The sequence below is a fragment of the Cytobacillus massiliigabonensis genome, from assembly GCF_900199725.1.
Classification (GTDB): domain Bacteria; phylum Bacillota; class Bacilli; order Bacillales; family Cytobacillaceae; genus Cytobacillus; species Cytobacillus massiliigabonensis.
In genome coordinates this window covers 847,221-862,544 of sequence record NZ_LT904902.1, presented here as the reverse complement: position 1 = coordinate 862,544, position 15,324 = coordinate 847,221, and the positions used below count along the sequence as shown (strand labels likewise).

Sequence of the window (15,324 nt, the reverse complement as noted above, 5' to 3'; positions counted from 1 at the left end):
TCTTTATGCTGCTTGTGTTGTGCCTGATTCCAGTTTTAAGTGCATGTAACACAGAAAAAACAAATGAAGGCGGCGGGACAGATTCAGAAGGGGATTCAGGAGAGAAGAAGTATAAGGTTGGGATTCTTGCACCTGCTGTTACACATGGATGGGTTGCAGCGGTTGCCTACCATGCAGAGGCACGTGCAAAAGAGCTTAACAGTGAAATGGAGTATCAAATCCAAACAAGCAGCAATGCCGAGGAAATGACCACACAGTTAGATGATCTCATGACTTGGGGAGCAGAAGCGATTGTCGCCTTCCCGCAGTGGGAAGGAATGGAAGTGCCGATTCAAAAAGCAATCGATGAAGGAATTAAGATTGTTAATTTTGATATCGTCATTGATTCAGAAGAGGTATACCGTGTAGCTGGAGACAATGAAGACATGGGAATCCAAGGGGCGAAATATATTGTAGACAAGGTTGGGACAGAGGGGAATGTCGTCATTCTTGAAGTGCCTTCATCAGGCTCTGTTTCAGAGCTTAGAGGAAAAGGCTTTACTGACACAATGAAAGAAATTGCCCCTAACATGGAGCTTCACACGTATGCCACCCAGTTTACGCGTGAGGATGGCTTAAAGGATTTCGCAGATATTTTAACAAGCCTTGATAAAATCGATGCCGTCTACTCAATGGACGATGAAACGTCTATCGGTGTTCTGCAAGCGATCAAAGAAGCCGGAAGAACGGATATTAAAGTCGTCACAGGGGGAGGCGGCATGCAGGAGTATTTTAATATGATGCCTGAAAATCAAGACATTTGGATTCAGTCTGCCCTATACAGCCCAGCAATGGTCAAGGATGCTGTAGACGTCGCCCTTAAAGTATTAAAAGGAGAAGACGTAGAAAAGGAAACAATCATCCCGACAACAATCGTAGATAGAGACAATTACGAAGAATTCCTAGACGAAAATTCCCCATATTAAGTCTTCATTTCATAGAAAAGCAATAACGATCAAAGAGGGGGTATGGCAACTGCTATAGCCTCTCTTTTGTAAGGAGAGGCAAAGAAAAGGTGCTTAGGTATTTCATTGGTCAATCATTTGTTTGGCCATATCGATGATTTCATTTTTGTGTTGTTCTTTAGGAATGTCATCATTCATATAAGTGACCGTGTAAGAGATTCCATCAAGATGGAAGGAAAGGGTTTTATTTGTATAAAAAGCAATTACATCACGGCTTAATTTAACCTCTTCTGAATTAGAACGATCAGAGTCTGCATCCCTATTAATAGCAGTAATCATTAAAATAATTGATTTACCAGCGTTGCTTTTTGAGGCAGTTTTAAATTCAGCCATCAATTGCTTGCCATCACGAGACATATCTTGAATAGTAGGCGGTTGAAAAGGCTGAGCGTTAAAAGGCAGAATGTCCGGCAATGCCATTTTGAATGGTAGGGCAGAAAGTCCTTCTTTAACAGAAGGTGCTTGATAAGTGATTGGCATCCTTTCCTTTTGTGTTTCTGTCACATCATTCATCTCTATCTCCTTTAATTTAGAAGTATCGAGAGTTCCGTCTTCATTAAACTGACAGCCGACAAGTAAGAATGAAACAAATGCAGATAAAGTAATAATTTTCTTCAGAAATGTCGCCCCCTTTTCATTCGTTTCTATTTAATACGAAAGTATATTGGAAATGTTTCATTATTCTGGATTTAGCATTGAGCATAATTTTCAAACCATGTTTCTAATTAATTGTTATTTTAGAGATAACATACCAATGGCAAAAAATCTCGGTTGATCGTAGCGGAAGGTGCGAGACTTTAGCGGGAGTAGTGGGACAGGTGACCCCCCGGAGGCGCTGCGCGTCGAGAAGGCTCACCGCCACCCCGCGGAAAGCGAGCAACCTGGAGTGAAGATCAACCTCTACAAATAATGTTAAATGATTGCAGAAAGCAGCCTTTCTACAAATCTATCCGGATGTGATTCTATGATTGACATGCGAAATATCAAGAAGTCTTTTGGAAGCAATGATGTCATTAAGGATGTTTCTTTTACGCTAAAAGGCGGTGAAATCTGCGCATTGCTAGGCGAAAACGGCGCAGGCAAATCAACATTAATGAACATTCTCGGCGGCGTCCATCAAATGGATTCAGGCGCAATTTTTGTCAATGGAAAGGAAGCTGCATTCCATACCCCGAAACAATCACAGGAAGCCGGAATCGCCTTCATCCATCAGGAATTAAACTTGATTAACGACTTGCCCATTTACGAAAATATGTTTTTAGGAAGAGAACTGAAAACAAAAAGAGGGAGTCTTGATACAGAAAGAATGCAGCAAGAAACAGATAAGATTTTTAAACAAATGAATGTAAATCTCGATCCTGCAATGATGGTCCGGGAGCTAGATGCTTCCTACAAACAAATCGTTGAAATCTGCAGGGCCATGATGACGAACGCCTCGTTCATTATTATGGATGAGCCTACGACGTCATTAACAGATCAAGAGATTGAACGGGTCTTTAAAATGATGAAAACATTAAGCGAGCATGATGTCGGGATCATCTTTATCTCTCATAAATTGAATGAAGTGATGCATGTTTGCAATCGCTATCTTGTACTCCGAGACGGAAGCCTTGTGGCTGAAGGAAATGTTCATGAAGTCAATACAAATGATCTTGCCCGTTTTATGGTGGGTCATGACGTTAGGACCGAACCGTTAAACAGAGAGAAAAAAATAGGCCAAGAGATTTTGCGTGTGGAAGAACTTTCGAATCGCCCTTTCTTCAGAAACATTAGCTTTTCGATTAAGGAAGGGGAGATTGTTGGCTTTACGGGCCTTCTTGGTGATGGACGGAGTGAGCTCTTTCAATCTATTTTCGGCGCGGAAAGGATCTCATCTGGAAAAATCTATCTGAATGATAAAGAAGTGAAAGTGGCGAGTACCCAACAGGCAATTAAAGAGGGCATTGCGTATCTGCCTAGGAACCGCAAGGAAAATGCCATTATTAAAGATATGGATATAATTGAGAATGCCTCCATCGTTACATGGCCGCACTTTTCAAAAAATGGCACGATCAATAGAAAGAAGCATGAAGAGGTTTTTGAAGAGCAGCGCAAAGCACTAAGAATAAAGATGGGGGAGCTGACGGACAGCATTACGAGCCTTTCAGGCGGAAATCAGCAAAAGGTGATCCTGGCTAAATGGCTTGCGGCGAAGCCGAAACTATTAATCTTGGACAATCCTACGCAAGGGGTGGATGTCGGGGCGAAGGAAGATATATATGACATGATCTTGAAGCTTGCGGAAGAAAATATCGCCATCGTTGTGCTTTCTAGTGAAGCCAATGAAATTATACGTCTTTGTGACCGGGCACTTGTTATGTATCATGGTGTCATTCAAGGGGAAGTGGCTAACGAAGAGATGAACGAGCATTCGATTATGCGTCTTGCTACCGGCGGTCAGCTGACTAATGCAAAGGAGGGATAAATCGGAATGAAGCCTAGTCTGGATCATGCCGCGATAAAAAATAAGCGCAGCTTTTTTCAATGGTTTAAATACAAGTGGTCTAGTGACCCGCTTTTTAGCATTGCGATTGCACTCATCATCATGATTATCCTGCAGACGCTCGTGTTAGGATTTGATTATGATTCCTTTGGCAGCTGGTTTCAGGCATGGATCAACAACTGGATCAACATCCTGCGAAATAACGCCGCAACTGCCATCGTTGCCTTAGGGATGACTTTCGTGATTATGACAGGCGGGATTGATTTAGCTGTCGGCTCTACCCTTGTTGTCACAGGTGCCTTGTCCATGATGCTCCTTGATACGGGAACAAAAGGGTTCTTACTCGCAATGGGGATCACAGGTGTTCCTGCCTTTGCGATTACAATTCTCGTTGTTTTGCTTTTCGGCTATTTACTAGGCTCTTTAATTGGCGTATCGATTACAAAAGGAAAGGTGCCGCCATTCATTGCCACTCTAGGAGCGATGATGATTTTTCGAAGTGTGACACAGCATTTTATGCAAGGCTATAATCCGAAGGTGCCGACAGAATTTCTACAGATTGCGAGCTTTAAAATTGGCAGCTTTATGATTATGCCAATCATTTATTGGGCCATCATTGCTTTCATCCTTTACTATGTTTCGAAACGAACGACGTTTGGCAGACAGATTATAGCGGTTGGATCAAATGAACGGGCGGCTAAGCTTTCTGGCATCCATGTCGAAAAGGTAAAGCTGCGTGTCTATGCGCTCATGGGGCTCCTTGTCTCGATTGCAGCAATCATTCAAGTGTCCAGAATTGGCTCCATGGATTTCTCAAATGCAGGCAGAGGCATGGAAATGGACGCCATTGCAGCAGCTGTAGTCGGCGGAACCAATATGATGGGCGGAAGGGGCTTTATCCTTGGCACAGTCTATGGCATGCTGATCATTGCGGTGATGAACAATCTCTTAAATCTATTTGGAGTACCGCCATTCTTACGCGAAGCCTTTAAAGGCGTGATCGTTATTGCCGCCGTGCTATTGCAGAAGAAGGAGAAGACTTCGTGAGCAAGTCTGTCTTTGATTAGTTATTGAATTTCATTCTTTGTATATTTTACCTTGATTGGCTAAATTGCCTCTCAAGGTTTCTTTTTTATAAGGAAATAGCTAAGAAAATCAATAAATGACAATCGAATAAGTAAGTTTATTTCTCAATATGGGGAATGTGTTTTATTAAGGAAAAGAGTGGAATTAACGTATTGTGAGAATGGTCAATATTTGAAATAATTGTTACGAGATTCATAGCAGTTTAACTAGGAGTGATGAAATGCAAGGGTATAATGTGTTAATGGTTTATAACAAAGATATGGATATGTTGTTAATGTGTGAGAGATTGAAGAACCCATATAAGGGTTTAAGTAATTTAGTCGGCGGAAAAATTGAAAGAGGAGAATCAGGTATAGATGCTGCTTATCGAGAACTTCTTGAAGAAACCAGCATTTCCAAAGAAGATATAATCCTTCATCATTTAATGGATTTTAAATACTATCTTCAGGATTGCTACGTTGAAGTATATGTTGGTAGATTAAAGCGAGAAGTAGCGGTTTCTGGTGATGAAAATATTCTGTATTGGTCTGATTTAAATAATAACTTTTTTGATCTGTCCTTATATGGTGGAGAAGGAAATATTGGTCATATGATAGAGCAGGTAAACAATGTGAAAGAAAGGTTATTTTCGGATGAAAATTCTCTCAGTACGTAGGATCAACCTCTCAAAACGATATAGGTATATCCATTCTTTCTTATTCTGCCATAATATAACGTTCTGGATTTGCCTATTCTACTTTAAGGAATAGAACAGCTTGATTGCCATCTGCATTAGGCCCAATTGTATCTTTTTCTTCAATTCTGAGATTTTCCATCATTTCGCCTGATTTGCATCTGCAGACATAAAGAAGGTTTCATCTGCTCCATGATCTTATTTTGTTGCAGTGCCTCCCCAGCTTAAATCCAAGATCTTAGAAGTGGGAAAGGCACTATTTTATTTGCAAATCTGTCTGCCTAATTGCAAAATATCATTTATATATGCAACTCCCGTCTACCTATTTGCAAAATATCATTTATATTTGCAAATCTGCCTGTATATTTGCAAAATATCATTTATATTTGCAAATCTGTCTGCCTAATTGCAAAATATCATTTATATTTGCAACTCCGTCTGCCTAATTGCAAAATATCATTTATATTTGCAAATCTGCCAGCATATTTGCAAAATATCATTTATATTTGCAAATCTGCCTGCCTATTTGCAAAATATCATTTATATATGCAACTCCGTCTGCCTATTTGCAAAATATCGTTTATATTTGCAAATCTGCCTGCCTATTTGCAAAATATCATTTATATTTGCAACTCCGACTGCCTATTTGCAAAATATCATTTATATTTGCAACTCCGTCTGCCTATTTGCAAAATATCGTTTATATTTGCAAATCTCCCAGCTTATTTGCAAAACCCCATATTTATTTGCTAAATCTCATTTTTATCTATGCTGATCCACAAGAATTTGATTGCCATCCGGATCTTCAATCGTAAAGTGTGCAGGTCCTTCGCTTGATTCGTCTGCTTCATTAAGTATTTTTATTCCTTTTTCTTTAAGCTGCTTTTGCAGGTCGCGAATGTCTGTAAATGATTCAAGATTTTCGGCATTTTCGTTCCATCCAGGATTAAAAGTCAGGATGTTTTTATCAAACATTCCTTGGAATAGACCGATGATGCAGTTTTCATTTTTCATAATAAGCCAATTTTGGTCTATATTGCCCCCAAACTCTTGAAAGCCTAGGTTTTCGTAGAATGCTTTTGAAATATGAATATCCTTTACAGTTAAACTTACAGAAAATGCACCAAGTTTCATCGTCTACCACCTTTTTTTGTTTATAAAAAAATTGAACCAATGTCTATATCAAGTATAATTGAATAAAGGTCAATTCACAATAATTCCCATTTGCTGAAGTGAAGCCTGTATCAATCTATCATCATGAACGTGTATCCATATTTAATTAGCCAGCCATATAAAGATATTCCAAGAAATAGTTTGCGAAGAAAGGGGATGTGACATGAAAAACAGTTTATACACTTTCTATTTTATCGTGCTTGGCATTGTTTCCTTTTTTACAAGGGAAATAGTTACGTTTGTCATGTTAGGTGCTATTTTAATCGCACTTACAAATATTCATACTACATTGAAACAGATATTAAAAGTGAATCAGGATAAAGATAAGTAGAAGAAAAAAAGATCTGATTACTGAATAGGAATGATTCTTTTGGATATTTTAATAAAGATGAGTTGAATCAGAGGGTTAAGGTGACATCAGTTATGATTTCGAAAAGGCATTTCGTATTTAATATATGTATGATTGTGATTCCTTGGCTTTCAGTGCTATTTTTAGGAAAACGTAATATGAAACGCTTTTCTATAGCAGGGTTCGTAATCATCATATTTGAGATTATCAATCATAAGTTTGGGCAGAAACGTAAATGGTGGATTTTTTACGATAAAAGAAAATCGTTTTTAACGAATGAGCTTCCTTTTAGTATTGGTCCCTATATGCCTCTTTCGATGTGGCTGCTTAAGCTATCGTATGGAAATTTTAAAAAGTTTCTCGTGCTTAATGCCATTGCGGATGGATTGTTTGCATTTCTTTTTATCAATCTTTTTAAAAAGATAAAAATAGTAGGCCTAAATAAATTAAATAATTTTCAATTCTTCTTGTATCTATACTATAAAGCCTTTTTATTGTACGGCGTGCAATACTGGGTGGAAAAAAGAAACCCGTTTGGCGTGAGGGGATAAACATTTTTAAAGGACATGACATATTGAATATGCCATGTCCTTTATCTTCTTAAGATGACTCTGTTATAACTGTGTTTGAAAAATAAACGGAAAAATTCCGTTTAAATGGGGAAATACCGATATTTCCTTAAGAAAAAGGGGAGATTTTCCGTTTAAAGTATCAAAATCGTTGGATTTTGTCTTATTTAGAGCAGTTAAGCGGAATATCTCCGCTTATTTCTGCTACTTCTGCTCCCTTTTTATACAATAGCCGGAAATTCTCCGCCTATTCATTTTCATAACTACGCAAAAATCAACAATGGATAATATCTGTTCACTCAATAAATACGTTAAGGGTTCATTCTTGTACTAATGTCCGTTACCTTTGAATTAACAATATTTGACTCCGTACTTTTTGCGATTAATTGTATTTTTTTGAGCAGATCTTCTCTTAACCATAATGTGTTTACTACCGAAACAAGGGCACCAATTACTACAATAATAAGTACCTCTGCTATACGGCTTTTTCGAGAATTCCACATATATAATAATCTCCTTTTTGTATATATAACTGTATGTTGTGTAAAATTTAGGGATTTATTCAAATTATTTTCCTATTTCAATTAAATGGCTGCCTTCGTACAACGGAAAAATCGGGATATACCAATCAAAATAGATTTTAGCTTGTGGCAATATTAGAGGATTAAATGATGAGCTTCGCCCTTAATGAACATATATAATCCTATGAAAGAGAGTATGATTCCTATATAAAACGGCCAAGGATTATCTTCTTTTTCCTTATCAAATGTAAACATCGTTACGATGCAAAAGATAAGAGTAATTACAGGAATAAAACCATATTTTGGTCCAAATGCAAATGCAATTGCACCAATGATTAATCCGATAATTCCATAAGGATTTTGAGTGGGGAGACTGTCTATATATTCTTTATCTTTATCGGATAATCCCTCATTTCTATAACCTAAAAGGTCTATGTCCTTCAATTTATTGAGAAACTCGATGAATCTTTTAAATACCTTCATAAGTTGAGCCTGCTTTCCAAATCCTAAAATTTATTTTCTGATATTAACCAATAGGCTTGTGCTTGTATTATTTTACCATATATACCCATCAACTTTCTCAGCTTGTTTAGCAGCCAGAACGTAAATCATTCACTAGAATAGGTAATCCATTCAGAAATAAATGTTCCTTTCCTTCAAGTTCCCGTATGGCTGCTTGTGGAAGTTTTTCTGCATACATTTTATGGTGTGAAAAAGGAACGATCTCTTCGTCACGACTATGGTAAAGGAATAAATTAGGGATTTTTGGGAGATGTTCCTCAAAATTTTTTTGCAAAAAGAAATCCTTTAATTGCCAATCTTCATCAAATCCCCAGTATGGTGAGGCGATGATAAATAGACCACTGATAGGCAGGCTACATGATTCTTCAGAAAGGTACTTTAATAAGACAGAACCGCCTAATGAATGACCAACTAAAATGACCTCTCCGTTAAGCTTTTTTAATTCTTTTTCAAGCTGATTCTTCCAGGGGGCATATTTTGGATTTTCTGGTGCAGGCATTTTTGGGAAAATAAATTGATAGGTATCCCTAAGTTCTTTTTCTACATACGCTGACAGTTTGCTGCTTCCTAGATCCTGGCCTTGTGGACCAGCACTATGTATAAATAAAACAGTCCTTTTCATCTTAGTCACTCCTTTCTAATCTTTTAACGCTGCCTTCAGCAAGCTGGCCCGATTCGATAAAAAATTTTTGTGTATCTGTTAAGGTGTTTTGTTCGTTCATAACTTCAACGAAAAAGACGTTAATCCTGCTTGGATTAACGCACTCTTTGGTCTTTTGCTGCAGAATTCTGCTAGATTAGTTCTCATACAAATGAGCGGTATCCATCGCCTCTACTAATTTGACAGCATTCCTTTCTAAATAAGCAATGATTTTATCAGATAGGGCATTTCCAAAACTAAAACGTCTCACACCCAGTTCCTTAAGCTTGCTGCCATTTGTTAGTCCAGGCAAAGACATGACATTTAGAGGAGCATTCACATTCATTGTGATTTCTTTAATCTCATCATCCGCCATTAAACCAGGAACAAAAATCCCGCTCGCACCACTTTCAACATATGCGTTTGCTCTTTCAATCGTCTCCAGCAGAGGACTTTGCTTTTGTAAGTATGTATCGGTTCTGGCGTTTATATAAAAATCCTTATACCCATGATTTTCTAATGCCGTCCTAATCCTGCTTAAAAGGTCACTGTGCACAGATAACTCTTTCAATCCATTTTGTTTTTTTAATGAATCTTCAATATTAATTCCTGCAGCGCCTGCATCTGCCGTTCTTAAAACATGATCAACAATTGTTTGGGAATCTTCTCCATAACCTGCTTCAATATCAGCTGAAACTGGAACCTTCACATTCTGTGCGATATTTTTAATGATCTCTAAATGTCTATCAAAATCGATTAATTCTCCATCCGCATATCCCAGTGAGTTCGCAATTCCCCAGCTGGTCGTACCAATTGCTTTGAAGCCTGCTTTTTCAAGCGTTAAGGCAGAGAGCAGATCCCAAGCGTTTCCAAGAAATAAAATTTCCTCAGAAGAGTGCAGTTCATTGAAAGTTTGAATCTTGTTCATTTTCATTCCTCCTAATTGGTAATGATCACATTCTAACAAGTATTCGCTCTCCATTTCGCCCTCATTCTTGCTCTTATGGTCAATATTTTAGACAAAAAAAACAGTGAAGCCATCTTCTGCTTCACTGTTCTTACTGCTGTTTGACACAACTGATTATAATATATCAGTTAAATAGGACTGAATCGATGCTGGTAAGAGCTGAAAGAATAATCCTTCATATTTAATATCAAGCAAACCAGCGATGAATAAGAGAATAATGATTGAAAACAATACCGTTTTCTTGTTTTTCTTAATGAACGACTTCAAAAATGTTCCCCCCAATGCTGTACGAACCGGCCAAGATTTTTAGAAAGATTTATTTTTAAGGAGTTTCTCGGCTTCCTTTATACTATCCATTAACCAAATGGGCGTCTTGGGATGATGAACGATTTCATCCGTTGTCATCCAATAGACAGCAGCCACTTCTTCCGGACTCTTCGGAAACGGCTCACCCTCTTCCAACTCACATAGGTAAACAATATCAATGACTTCACTGCTATCGTCTAATTTGAAAGAGGTATTTCTTACATATTCCATCTTTTCTTTTACCTTCACTCCAACCTCTTCAAATAATTCTCGTCTTAACGTTCTTTCTAAAATATCGGTAGAGTTCCCCTCGTTTTCAACTGTACCTCCCACGAAGGAAAGAAGACCACCTGCATGTCCTTCTTTCATACTTCTTTCAATAATCAGCCACTTATTTTCTTTATAAACGGCTCCTTCCACATTAACATAAAACATGTAAAGCTCCTCCCTTTATATGGTTTTAATAAATATTTTGCTTCAGTGCTGATAATTTTTTAAGTATCAATATAGTAATTTACAATAAAGTCGCTTGAAAAGTAATAAAATGATTAAAAAAAGTATGTCTGACTATTTAACTCAGATTGTTGTATATCTGTTATAATATAAAGTGCTGAATATTCAAACTTTTTTATTGGGTGTAAAATGTACAAAAATACGATAAACAGCGGGAAGACCGAAAGACTTACTCATTTTGTTGGAAGAAAAAGGTTTGTTCATTTTTGTAAAGGTGGGGGAATGCGTATGTCATCATATTTCTTCGAAAACGGGTTACATGGGGTAAATGCTCATGTTGATCCTTTGGAGGTATTTGAGGGTTTACGGTGGGAGAAAGCTGGGGATACACCTGCTAACTGTCCCTATTCAGTGTGGCAGGTTCTTAACCATATGATTTTCTGGCAAGATTTTTATCTTACCTACTTAAAGGGCAAGGTGCCTGAACATCCAGAGCATGATGCAGACTCATGGCCAGATGAAGCAGGTCCGTCAAATGAAACCGAATGGAGTGACACACTTCTTCAATTCAGTAAGGGGTTAAAGGAAGCTGACAGCGAAGCAAAAAAAGATCTAAATGAACTAAAAGACGTTAGATTGCAAAGGACCCGGGGGGAGATTTTAGCCACTCTTATGGCACACAACAGTTATCATACCGGACAGATCGCACTAATTCGGCAATTAATTGAAGAATGGCCTCCGCCTTCTTGGTGATCCTTGTTAGCTGACTGCTGATCGTTTTAGTTTTGAAAGTTCAAAGAATGTACCATAAATAAATAAGTTGGTTTCCACAAGAAGGAATCTTAAAAAGATGAATTGAATTATTTATATAGTGCTAAGATTTTACAGGGGGAAACGATGAAAGAGAAAATTGAGGAAATGGTGCAAAACAGCAGCAGCCAAGCGGTTGAATATGCCAAATCATTCGATAAAGTCTTTAACTATACAGAAAATAATATAGCGGACTTAGAAGAAATATTAGATTATTATTCTAATGATTTAAAAGTCAGTAAGCCTGCTGAAAGCCAAATTTATTCAATGTCTTTTATATGGGGAAGCTATTTAGGTCAATTGATAAAAATGCATATTCATTTAGATTTATGCTGGGTGAAAGAGGATGTATTTGGGGATGGTGAGATCATTCATCTTAATTTTGGCGTGAACAGAATTTTTCCAATTGATAAAGTCTATAAGAGACTCATTAATGGGGAAGAAGACAATATTATCTCTTTTTATGAGGTAATGAAACAGATGGATATAGAAAATAAATCATTAAAATAAATTGAAGAGAGTTACAAACTAATTTTCAATCCGGTGAGTGCATATCTAATAAGTAGGTATGCCTTTTTAATAATGAAAATATAAAAAATTAGCGGAAGAAACTACTTTTTAAATGATTAAAGGGAGGAAGAAGGATGTCCAATCCTATTAGACCAAGAAAAATAATTTTGGATTTAGCAGTTACTTTAGATGGTTTTATTGAAGGGAAAAATGGAGAAATTGATTGGTGCATTATGGACCCTGATATGGATTTCATTAATTTCTTGAATCAAATTGATACGATTTTTTATGGCAGAAAAAGCTATGACTTGTGGGGACAATATATTCCTAAAAATGAAGATTCTGATTCAGATAAGGAAATGTGGAAGCTGGTTCATAGTAAAGAGAAATATGTGTTTTCCAGGACACAAAAAGGGACTGATCATAAAGCTATCTTCATAAATGATCATATTATTGAGGAAGTAAATAAAATAAAGAATAAGCCTGGTAAAGACATCTGGCTATATGGTGGAGCCAGTCTAATTACAACTTTCATCCATTTAGGGCTTGTGAATGAATTTAGATTATCCGTTCACCCTGTTGTTTTGGGAGAAGGAAAGCCGCTGTTTGTTGATATAAATGAGAGGATCAATTTAAAATTGGTTCATACAAGAACATTCTCCTCTGGTGTTGTGCAGCTAATTTATCATTTAAATGAGGAATAATATGATCTGTTTTTGCGTAAAAACTTTTATGTTCGTAATTAGATGTGAGATGAACAATTACCGGGGGAGACTAACTCTCAGGATGGATCAACTGAAACCTTAAGAATTTGGTTCGATTTTGGTGCAGTTTTTGATATATTAAAAAGTGATCAAGAGTAGCTTACTTGATATCTTAAAAGACCATTTAACCGAAGAACAGGCTCTTATCTCTTACTCGGCAACTAGACAGACTCTCCAATGAGTCTGTTTTTTTACTTTAACTCAAACAATCGACGATTAACTTATTTAATATTGAAATTAAATTATTTAATAAAATTATAAATTTTTATAAATAAATTTAAATTAATGTTTGAAAATAGAAAAATATGGTGTATGATATGTTTATATAAAAGAAAGGAGAACAGTATGGCGTATCCTTTACTCACTAATTGTCCTGTTTGCAGCAAAGCGCTTAAAATTACAAAGCTACAGTGTACCCATTGCCAGACAACAGTTGAAAATGAATTTGAAGTTTCAAAACTGGCAGCTCTCGGTCAGGAACAGCTGCATTTTATTGAGATTTTTCTTAAATGCCGCGGAAATATCAAAGAGGTCGAGAAGGAGCTCGGAATTTCCTATCCGACTGTCAGAGGAAAATTAGATGAAATTATCTCTGCACTGGGATTTTCCACTCAAAAGAAACCGGAAGTAGATAAGAAAAAAATTGTATCGTTATTAGAAAAAGGCGAAATTACGGCAGAGAAAGCCATTCAGTTATTAAAAGAGGGGGAAGAATAATGAAGGACGAAATCTCGAGAGTCTTAACGCTGGTGGAGGAAGGAAAGATTGATAAGGAAAAAGCGAGTGAATTAATTACAATCTTACAAGGAAAAGATCAGCCAGAGCGAGTAACAATAAAAAAAGAAGTTCCATATGGAAGTAAAATGTTAAAGATACGTGTCAAATCTGAAGATGGCGATAATGTAAATGTGAATCTACCGATTAATCTGGTGAAGGCTGTTTTAAAAGTAGGCACAAATATTGCTGAAAAAATACCTGAGGCAGAAAAATATGTAAAAGATATTAACATTGACCTGCTCATCGAAGCCATTGAAAACGAATTGGACGGACAGATTGTTGACATTACTTCCTCCAATGGGGATAAAGTTTTCGTGGTAATTGAGTAGCTTATGTTAAAAGTCAAAGTGAAAGTAAAGGATAAACGATTCTTCATACCTGTTCCCTATGCGGTTTTACATTTGGGCAGTGTGATTATTACATCAAAAAGGCTGAATCGCTTAATTAATAAAGCCATTGAAAAGGATGGCAGCAAATTCATCTTCCCTGAAATTGATAGAAAAGACTTGAAGCCATTGCTGCAGGGATTTTCTAAGAACAGTGGATTGATCCTTGTTGAAACGAAATTAAAGGATGGAACAGAGGTAAAAATAAAGCTTTAAATAAAACTTCTAAAAAGCATTTTAATGGAAACAGCTGGTCCACTATACCAATTAAAAATTTGTCAACCAGTTGATAAAGCAACTTCAACACGGACGTTAATTGAAGTTCCTATAAAATGTTATTTGATTAAACGATTTTCAGCAACCGAGCGCTTTCCTTAAATAAGGATAAGTGCTCATTTTTATTTAAGGACCATTTAATGAATGACCGGAGTGTGCTGGAAATATAAGCTAAAGGGCATTTTCCTAAAAAAGGAATATTGGTTTATAGTGAAGAATAGAGAACAATTATAAAGCTTTAGGGAGTGAAAAAATAGTGAACAATAATGATAGTACAGGTTCTAAAAATATCCCTACTAGATTGATTGAACAAAAAGAAGACACAAATAACTTAGCTATTGTTTTACCTGGAGCTGGTTACACAACACAAGCTCCATTGTTACACTTTACAACAGGTTTATTTTACAATAAAGGTTTTGATGTATTACACGTTAACTATCTATTTAGCCGGCAAGAAATGTCTGTACTTAATGAAAGAGATTTTGCAAGAGATGTACAGCTTGCAATCGACAATGCAATCAAGGACAAGGAATACAGTAATTATTATGTTGTGGCGAAATCAATTGGAACAAAAGCTTTGAGTGATCTGCTAGATAATCCAATGTTAAAAGATGCAAAAGTAGTATGGCTGACTCCATTACTGCAAAATGATGGCGTATTTAATGCAATGGTTCACAGTAATCATAAAGGAATTTGTATTTTTGGAGAAAATGATCATTTTTGTTTTATTGAAGAACGCTTTGAAAAATTGAAAAGCAATCAAAATCTCATATTAAAAGTGGTTGACGGTGGAAATCACAATTTAGAGCTAGATAAAGAACCAATAAAATCTATTGAACTATTAAAAAGTGTAATTTCTGATATTAATGCGTTTTAAAACGAACGAGCGCAATTCTGCCGCACACCCAGTCCAAATCCTTTTAGAATAAAGACATATATGTACAAATTGCTCCATTTTTAAAGAAATTTATTGGCGGCATTCAATATCTTCTTTCAAGAAATGTTCACAAAATGTTCACTTACGAAGATGTTCTTACTATCCCTATAATACTAAAG

Annotated in this window: 21 protein-coding genes; 13 read left to right on the top strand and 8 right to left on the bottom strand. The window is 36.6% G+C overall.

The features are described 5' to 3' along the window. Positions 1 to 5 precede the first annotated feature (5 nt). Positions 6 to 965, top strand: a complete 960-nt coding sequence (locus C1726_RS04730; RefSeq protein ID WP_102272113.1) for an ABC transporter substrate-binding protein — start codon at positions 6 to 8, stop codon at positions 963 to 965. Positions 966 to 1,067: 102 nt separating this feature from the next. On the opposite strand, the gene C1726_RS04725 is transcribed toward C1726_RS04730, so the two are convergent. Continuing rightward, the gene (locus tag C1726_RS04725; RefSeq protein WP_102272112.1) at positions 1,068 to 1,517 is read right to left on the bottom strand and encodes a hypothetical protein; all 450 of its coding nucleotides are present in this window, start codon (positions 1,515 to 1,517) and stop codon (positions 1,068 to 1,070) included. Between the two features lie 451 nt (positions 1,518 to 1,968). Here C1726_RS04725 and C1726_RS04720 point away from each other — a divergent pair, with 451 nt between their 5' ends. From C1726_RS04720 to C1726_RS04710, 3 genes are all read left to right on the top strand, one after another. Then, a complete protein-coding gene (locus tag C1726_RS04720) occupies positions 1,969 to 3,468 on the top strand; it encodes a sugar ABC transporter ATP-binding protein (protein ID WP_102272365.1) in 1,500 nt (499 codons plus the stop codon). A 6-nt stretch (positions 3,469 to 3,474) separates the two neighbouring features. After that, positions 3,475 to 4,533: an ABC transporter permease gene (locus C1726_RS04715; protein ID WP_102272111.1), complete on the top strand. Its 1,059-nt coding sequence runs from the start codon at positions 3,475 to 3,477 to the stop codon at positions 4,531 to 4,533. A 259-nt stretch (positions 4,534 to 4,792) separates the two neighbouring features. Beyond that, a complete protein-coding gene (locus tag C1726_RS04710) occupies positions 4,793 to 5,227 on the top strand; it encodes an NUDIX hydrolase (protein WP_102272110.1) in 435 nt (144 codons plus the stop codon). Between the two features lie 780 nt (positions 5,228 to 6,007). Here C1726_RS04710 and C1726_RS04705 read toward each other — a convergent pair. After that, positions 6,008 to 6,379, bottom strand: coding sequence for a VOC family protein (locus C1726_RS04705; protein WP_102272109.1), 372 nt, complete (start codon positions 6,377 to 6,379; stop codon positions 6,008 to 6,010). Between the two features lie 202 nt (positions 6,380 to 6,581). Here C1726_RS04705 and C1726_RS26080 point away from each other — a divergent pair, with 202 nt between their 5' ends. Next, a complete protein-coding gene (locus C1726_RS26080) occupies positions 6,582 to 6,749 on the top strand; it encodes a hypothetical protein (protein WP_180968097.1) in 168 nt (55 codons plus the stop codon). Positions 6,750 to 6,841: 92 nt separating this feature from the next. Next, a complete protein-coding gene (locus C1726_RS04700) occupies positions 6,842 to 7,318 on the top strand; it encodes a hypothetical protein (protein WP_102272108.1) in 477 nt (158 codons plus the stop codon). Between the two features lie 329 nt (positions 7,319 to 7,647). Here C1726_RS04700 and C1726_RS04695 read toward each other — a convergent pair whose 3' ends face one another. The 6 genes from C1726_RS04695 to C1726_RS04675 form a co-directional block, all read right to left on the bottom strand. Then, entirely contained in the window at positions 7,648 to 7,839 is a 192-nt protein-coding gene (locus tag C1726_RS04695) for a hypothetical protein (protein WP_102272107.1), read from the bottom strand. Positions 7,840 to 7,992: 153 nt separating this feature from the next. Further along, positions 7,993 to 8,340, bottom strand: coding sequence for a cell division protein FtsK (locus C1726_RS04690; protein ID WP_102272106.1), 348 nt, complete (start codon positions 8,338 to 8,340; stop codon positions 7,993 to 7,995). Between the two features lie 106 nt (positions 8,341 to 8,446). Then, positions 8,447 to 9,001 carry an alpha/beta hydrolase gene (locus C1726_RS04685; RefSeq protein WP_102272105.1) on the bottom strand — a complete coding sequence of 185 codons (555 nt, stop codon included), beginning with the start codon at positions 8,999 to 9,001 and terminating at the stop codon, positions 8,447 to 8,449. A gap of 175 nt (positions 9,002 to 9,176) precedes the next feature. Then, positions 9,177 to 9,947: an isocitrate lyase/PEP mutase family protein gene (locus C1726_RS04680; protein ID WP_102272104.1), complete on the bottom strand. Its 771-nt coding sequence runs from the start codon at positions 9,945 to 9,947 to the stop codon at positions 9,177 to 9,179. Between the two features lie 153 nt (positions 9,948 to 10,100). Then, entirely contained in the window at positions 10,101 to 10,253 is a 153-nt protein-coding gene (locus tag C1726_RS26075) for a hypothetical protein (protein ID WP_180968096.1), read from the bottom strand. A gap of 39 nt (positions 10,254 to 10,292) precedes the next feature. Next, positions 10,293 to 10,727, bottom strand: a complete 435-nt coding sequence (locus tag C1726_RS04675; RefSeq protein WP_102272103.1) for an NUDIX hydrolase — start codon at positions 10,725 to 10,727, stop codon at positions 10,293 to 10,295. A gap of 306 nt (positions 10,728 to 11,033) precedes the next feature. Here C1726_RS04675 and C1726_RS04670 point away from each other — a divergent pair, with 306 nt between their 5' ends. The 7 genes from C1726_RS04670 (at position 11,034) to C1726_RS04640 (ending at position 15,145) form a co-directional block, all read left to right on the top strand. Then, entirely contained in the window at positions 11,034 to 11,498 is a 465-nt protein-coding gene (locus tag C1726_RS04670) for a DinB family protein (protein WP_180968095.1), read from the top strand. Positions 11,499 to 11,642: 144 nt separating this feature from the next. Then, positions 11,643 to 12,065 (top strand): hypothetical protein, encoded by a 423-nt coding sequence (locus C1726_RS04665; protein WP_102272101.1) that lies wholly within the window; start codon positions 11,643 to 11,645, stop codon positions 12,063 to 12,065. Between the two features lie 134 nt (positions 12,066 to 12,199). Continuing rightward, complete coding sequence (locus C1726_RS04660; protein ID WP_102272100.1) at positions 12,200 to 12,769, top strand: dihydrofolate reductase family protein; 570 nt, start codon at positions 12,200 to 12,202, stop codon at positions 12,767 to 12,769. A gap of 405 nt (positions 12,770 to 13,174) precedes the next feature. Then, complete coding sequence (locus C1726_RS04655; protein ID WP_102272099.1) at positions 13,175 to 13,546, top strand: DUF2089 domain-containing protein; 372 nt, start codon at positions 13,175 to 13,177, stop codon at positions 13,544 to 13,546. Then, complete coding sequence (locus C1726_RS04650; RefSeq protein WP_102272098.1) at positions 13,546 to 13,935, top strand: SHOCT-like domain-containing protein; 390 nt, start codon at positions 13,546 to 13,548, stop codon at positions 13,933 to 13,935. Before C1726_RS04655 ends, C1726_RS04650 begins: the two co-directional genes overlap by 1 nt. 3 nt (positions 13,936 to 13,938) lie before the next feature. Continuing rightward, complete coding sequence (locus C1726_RS04645) at positions 13,939 to 14,208, top strand: hypothetical protein (RefSeq protein ID WP_102272097.1); 270 nt, start codon at positions 13,939 to 13,941, stop codon at positions 14,206 to 14,208. A gap of 316 nt (positions 14,209 to 14,524) precedes the next feature. Continuing rightward, positions 14,525 to 15,145, top strand: a complete 621-nt coding sequence (locus C1726_RS04640) for an alpha/beta hydrolase (RefSeq protein WP_102272096.1) — start codon at positions 14,525 to 14,527, stop codon at positions 15,143 to 15,145. Positions 15,146 to 15,324: the final 179 nt, after the last annotated feature.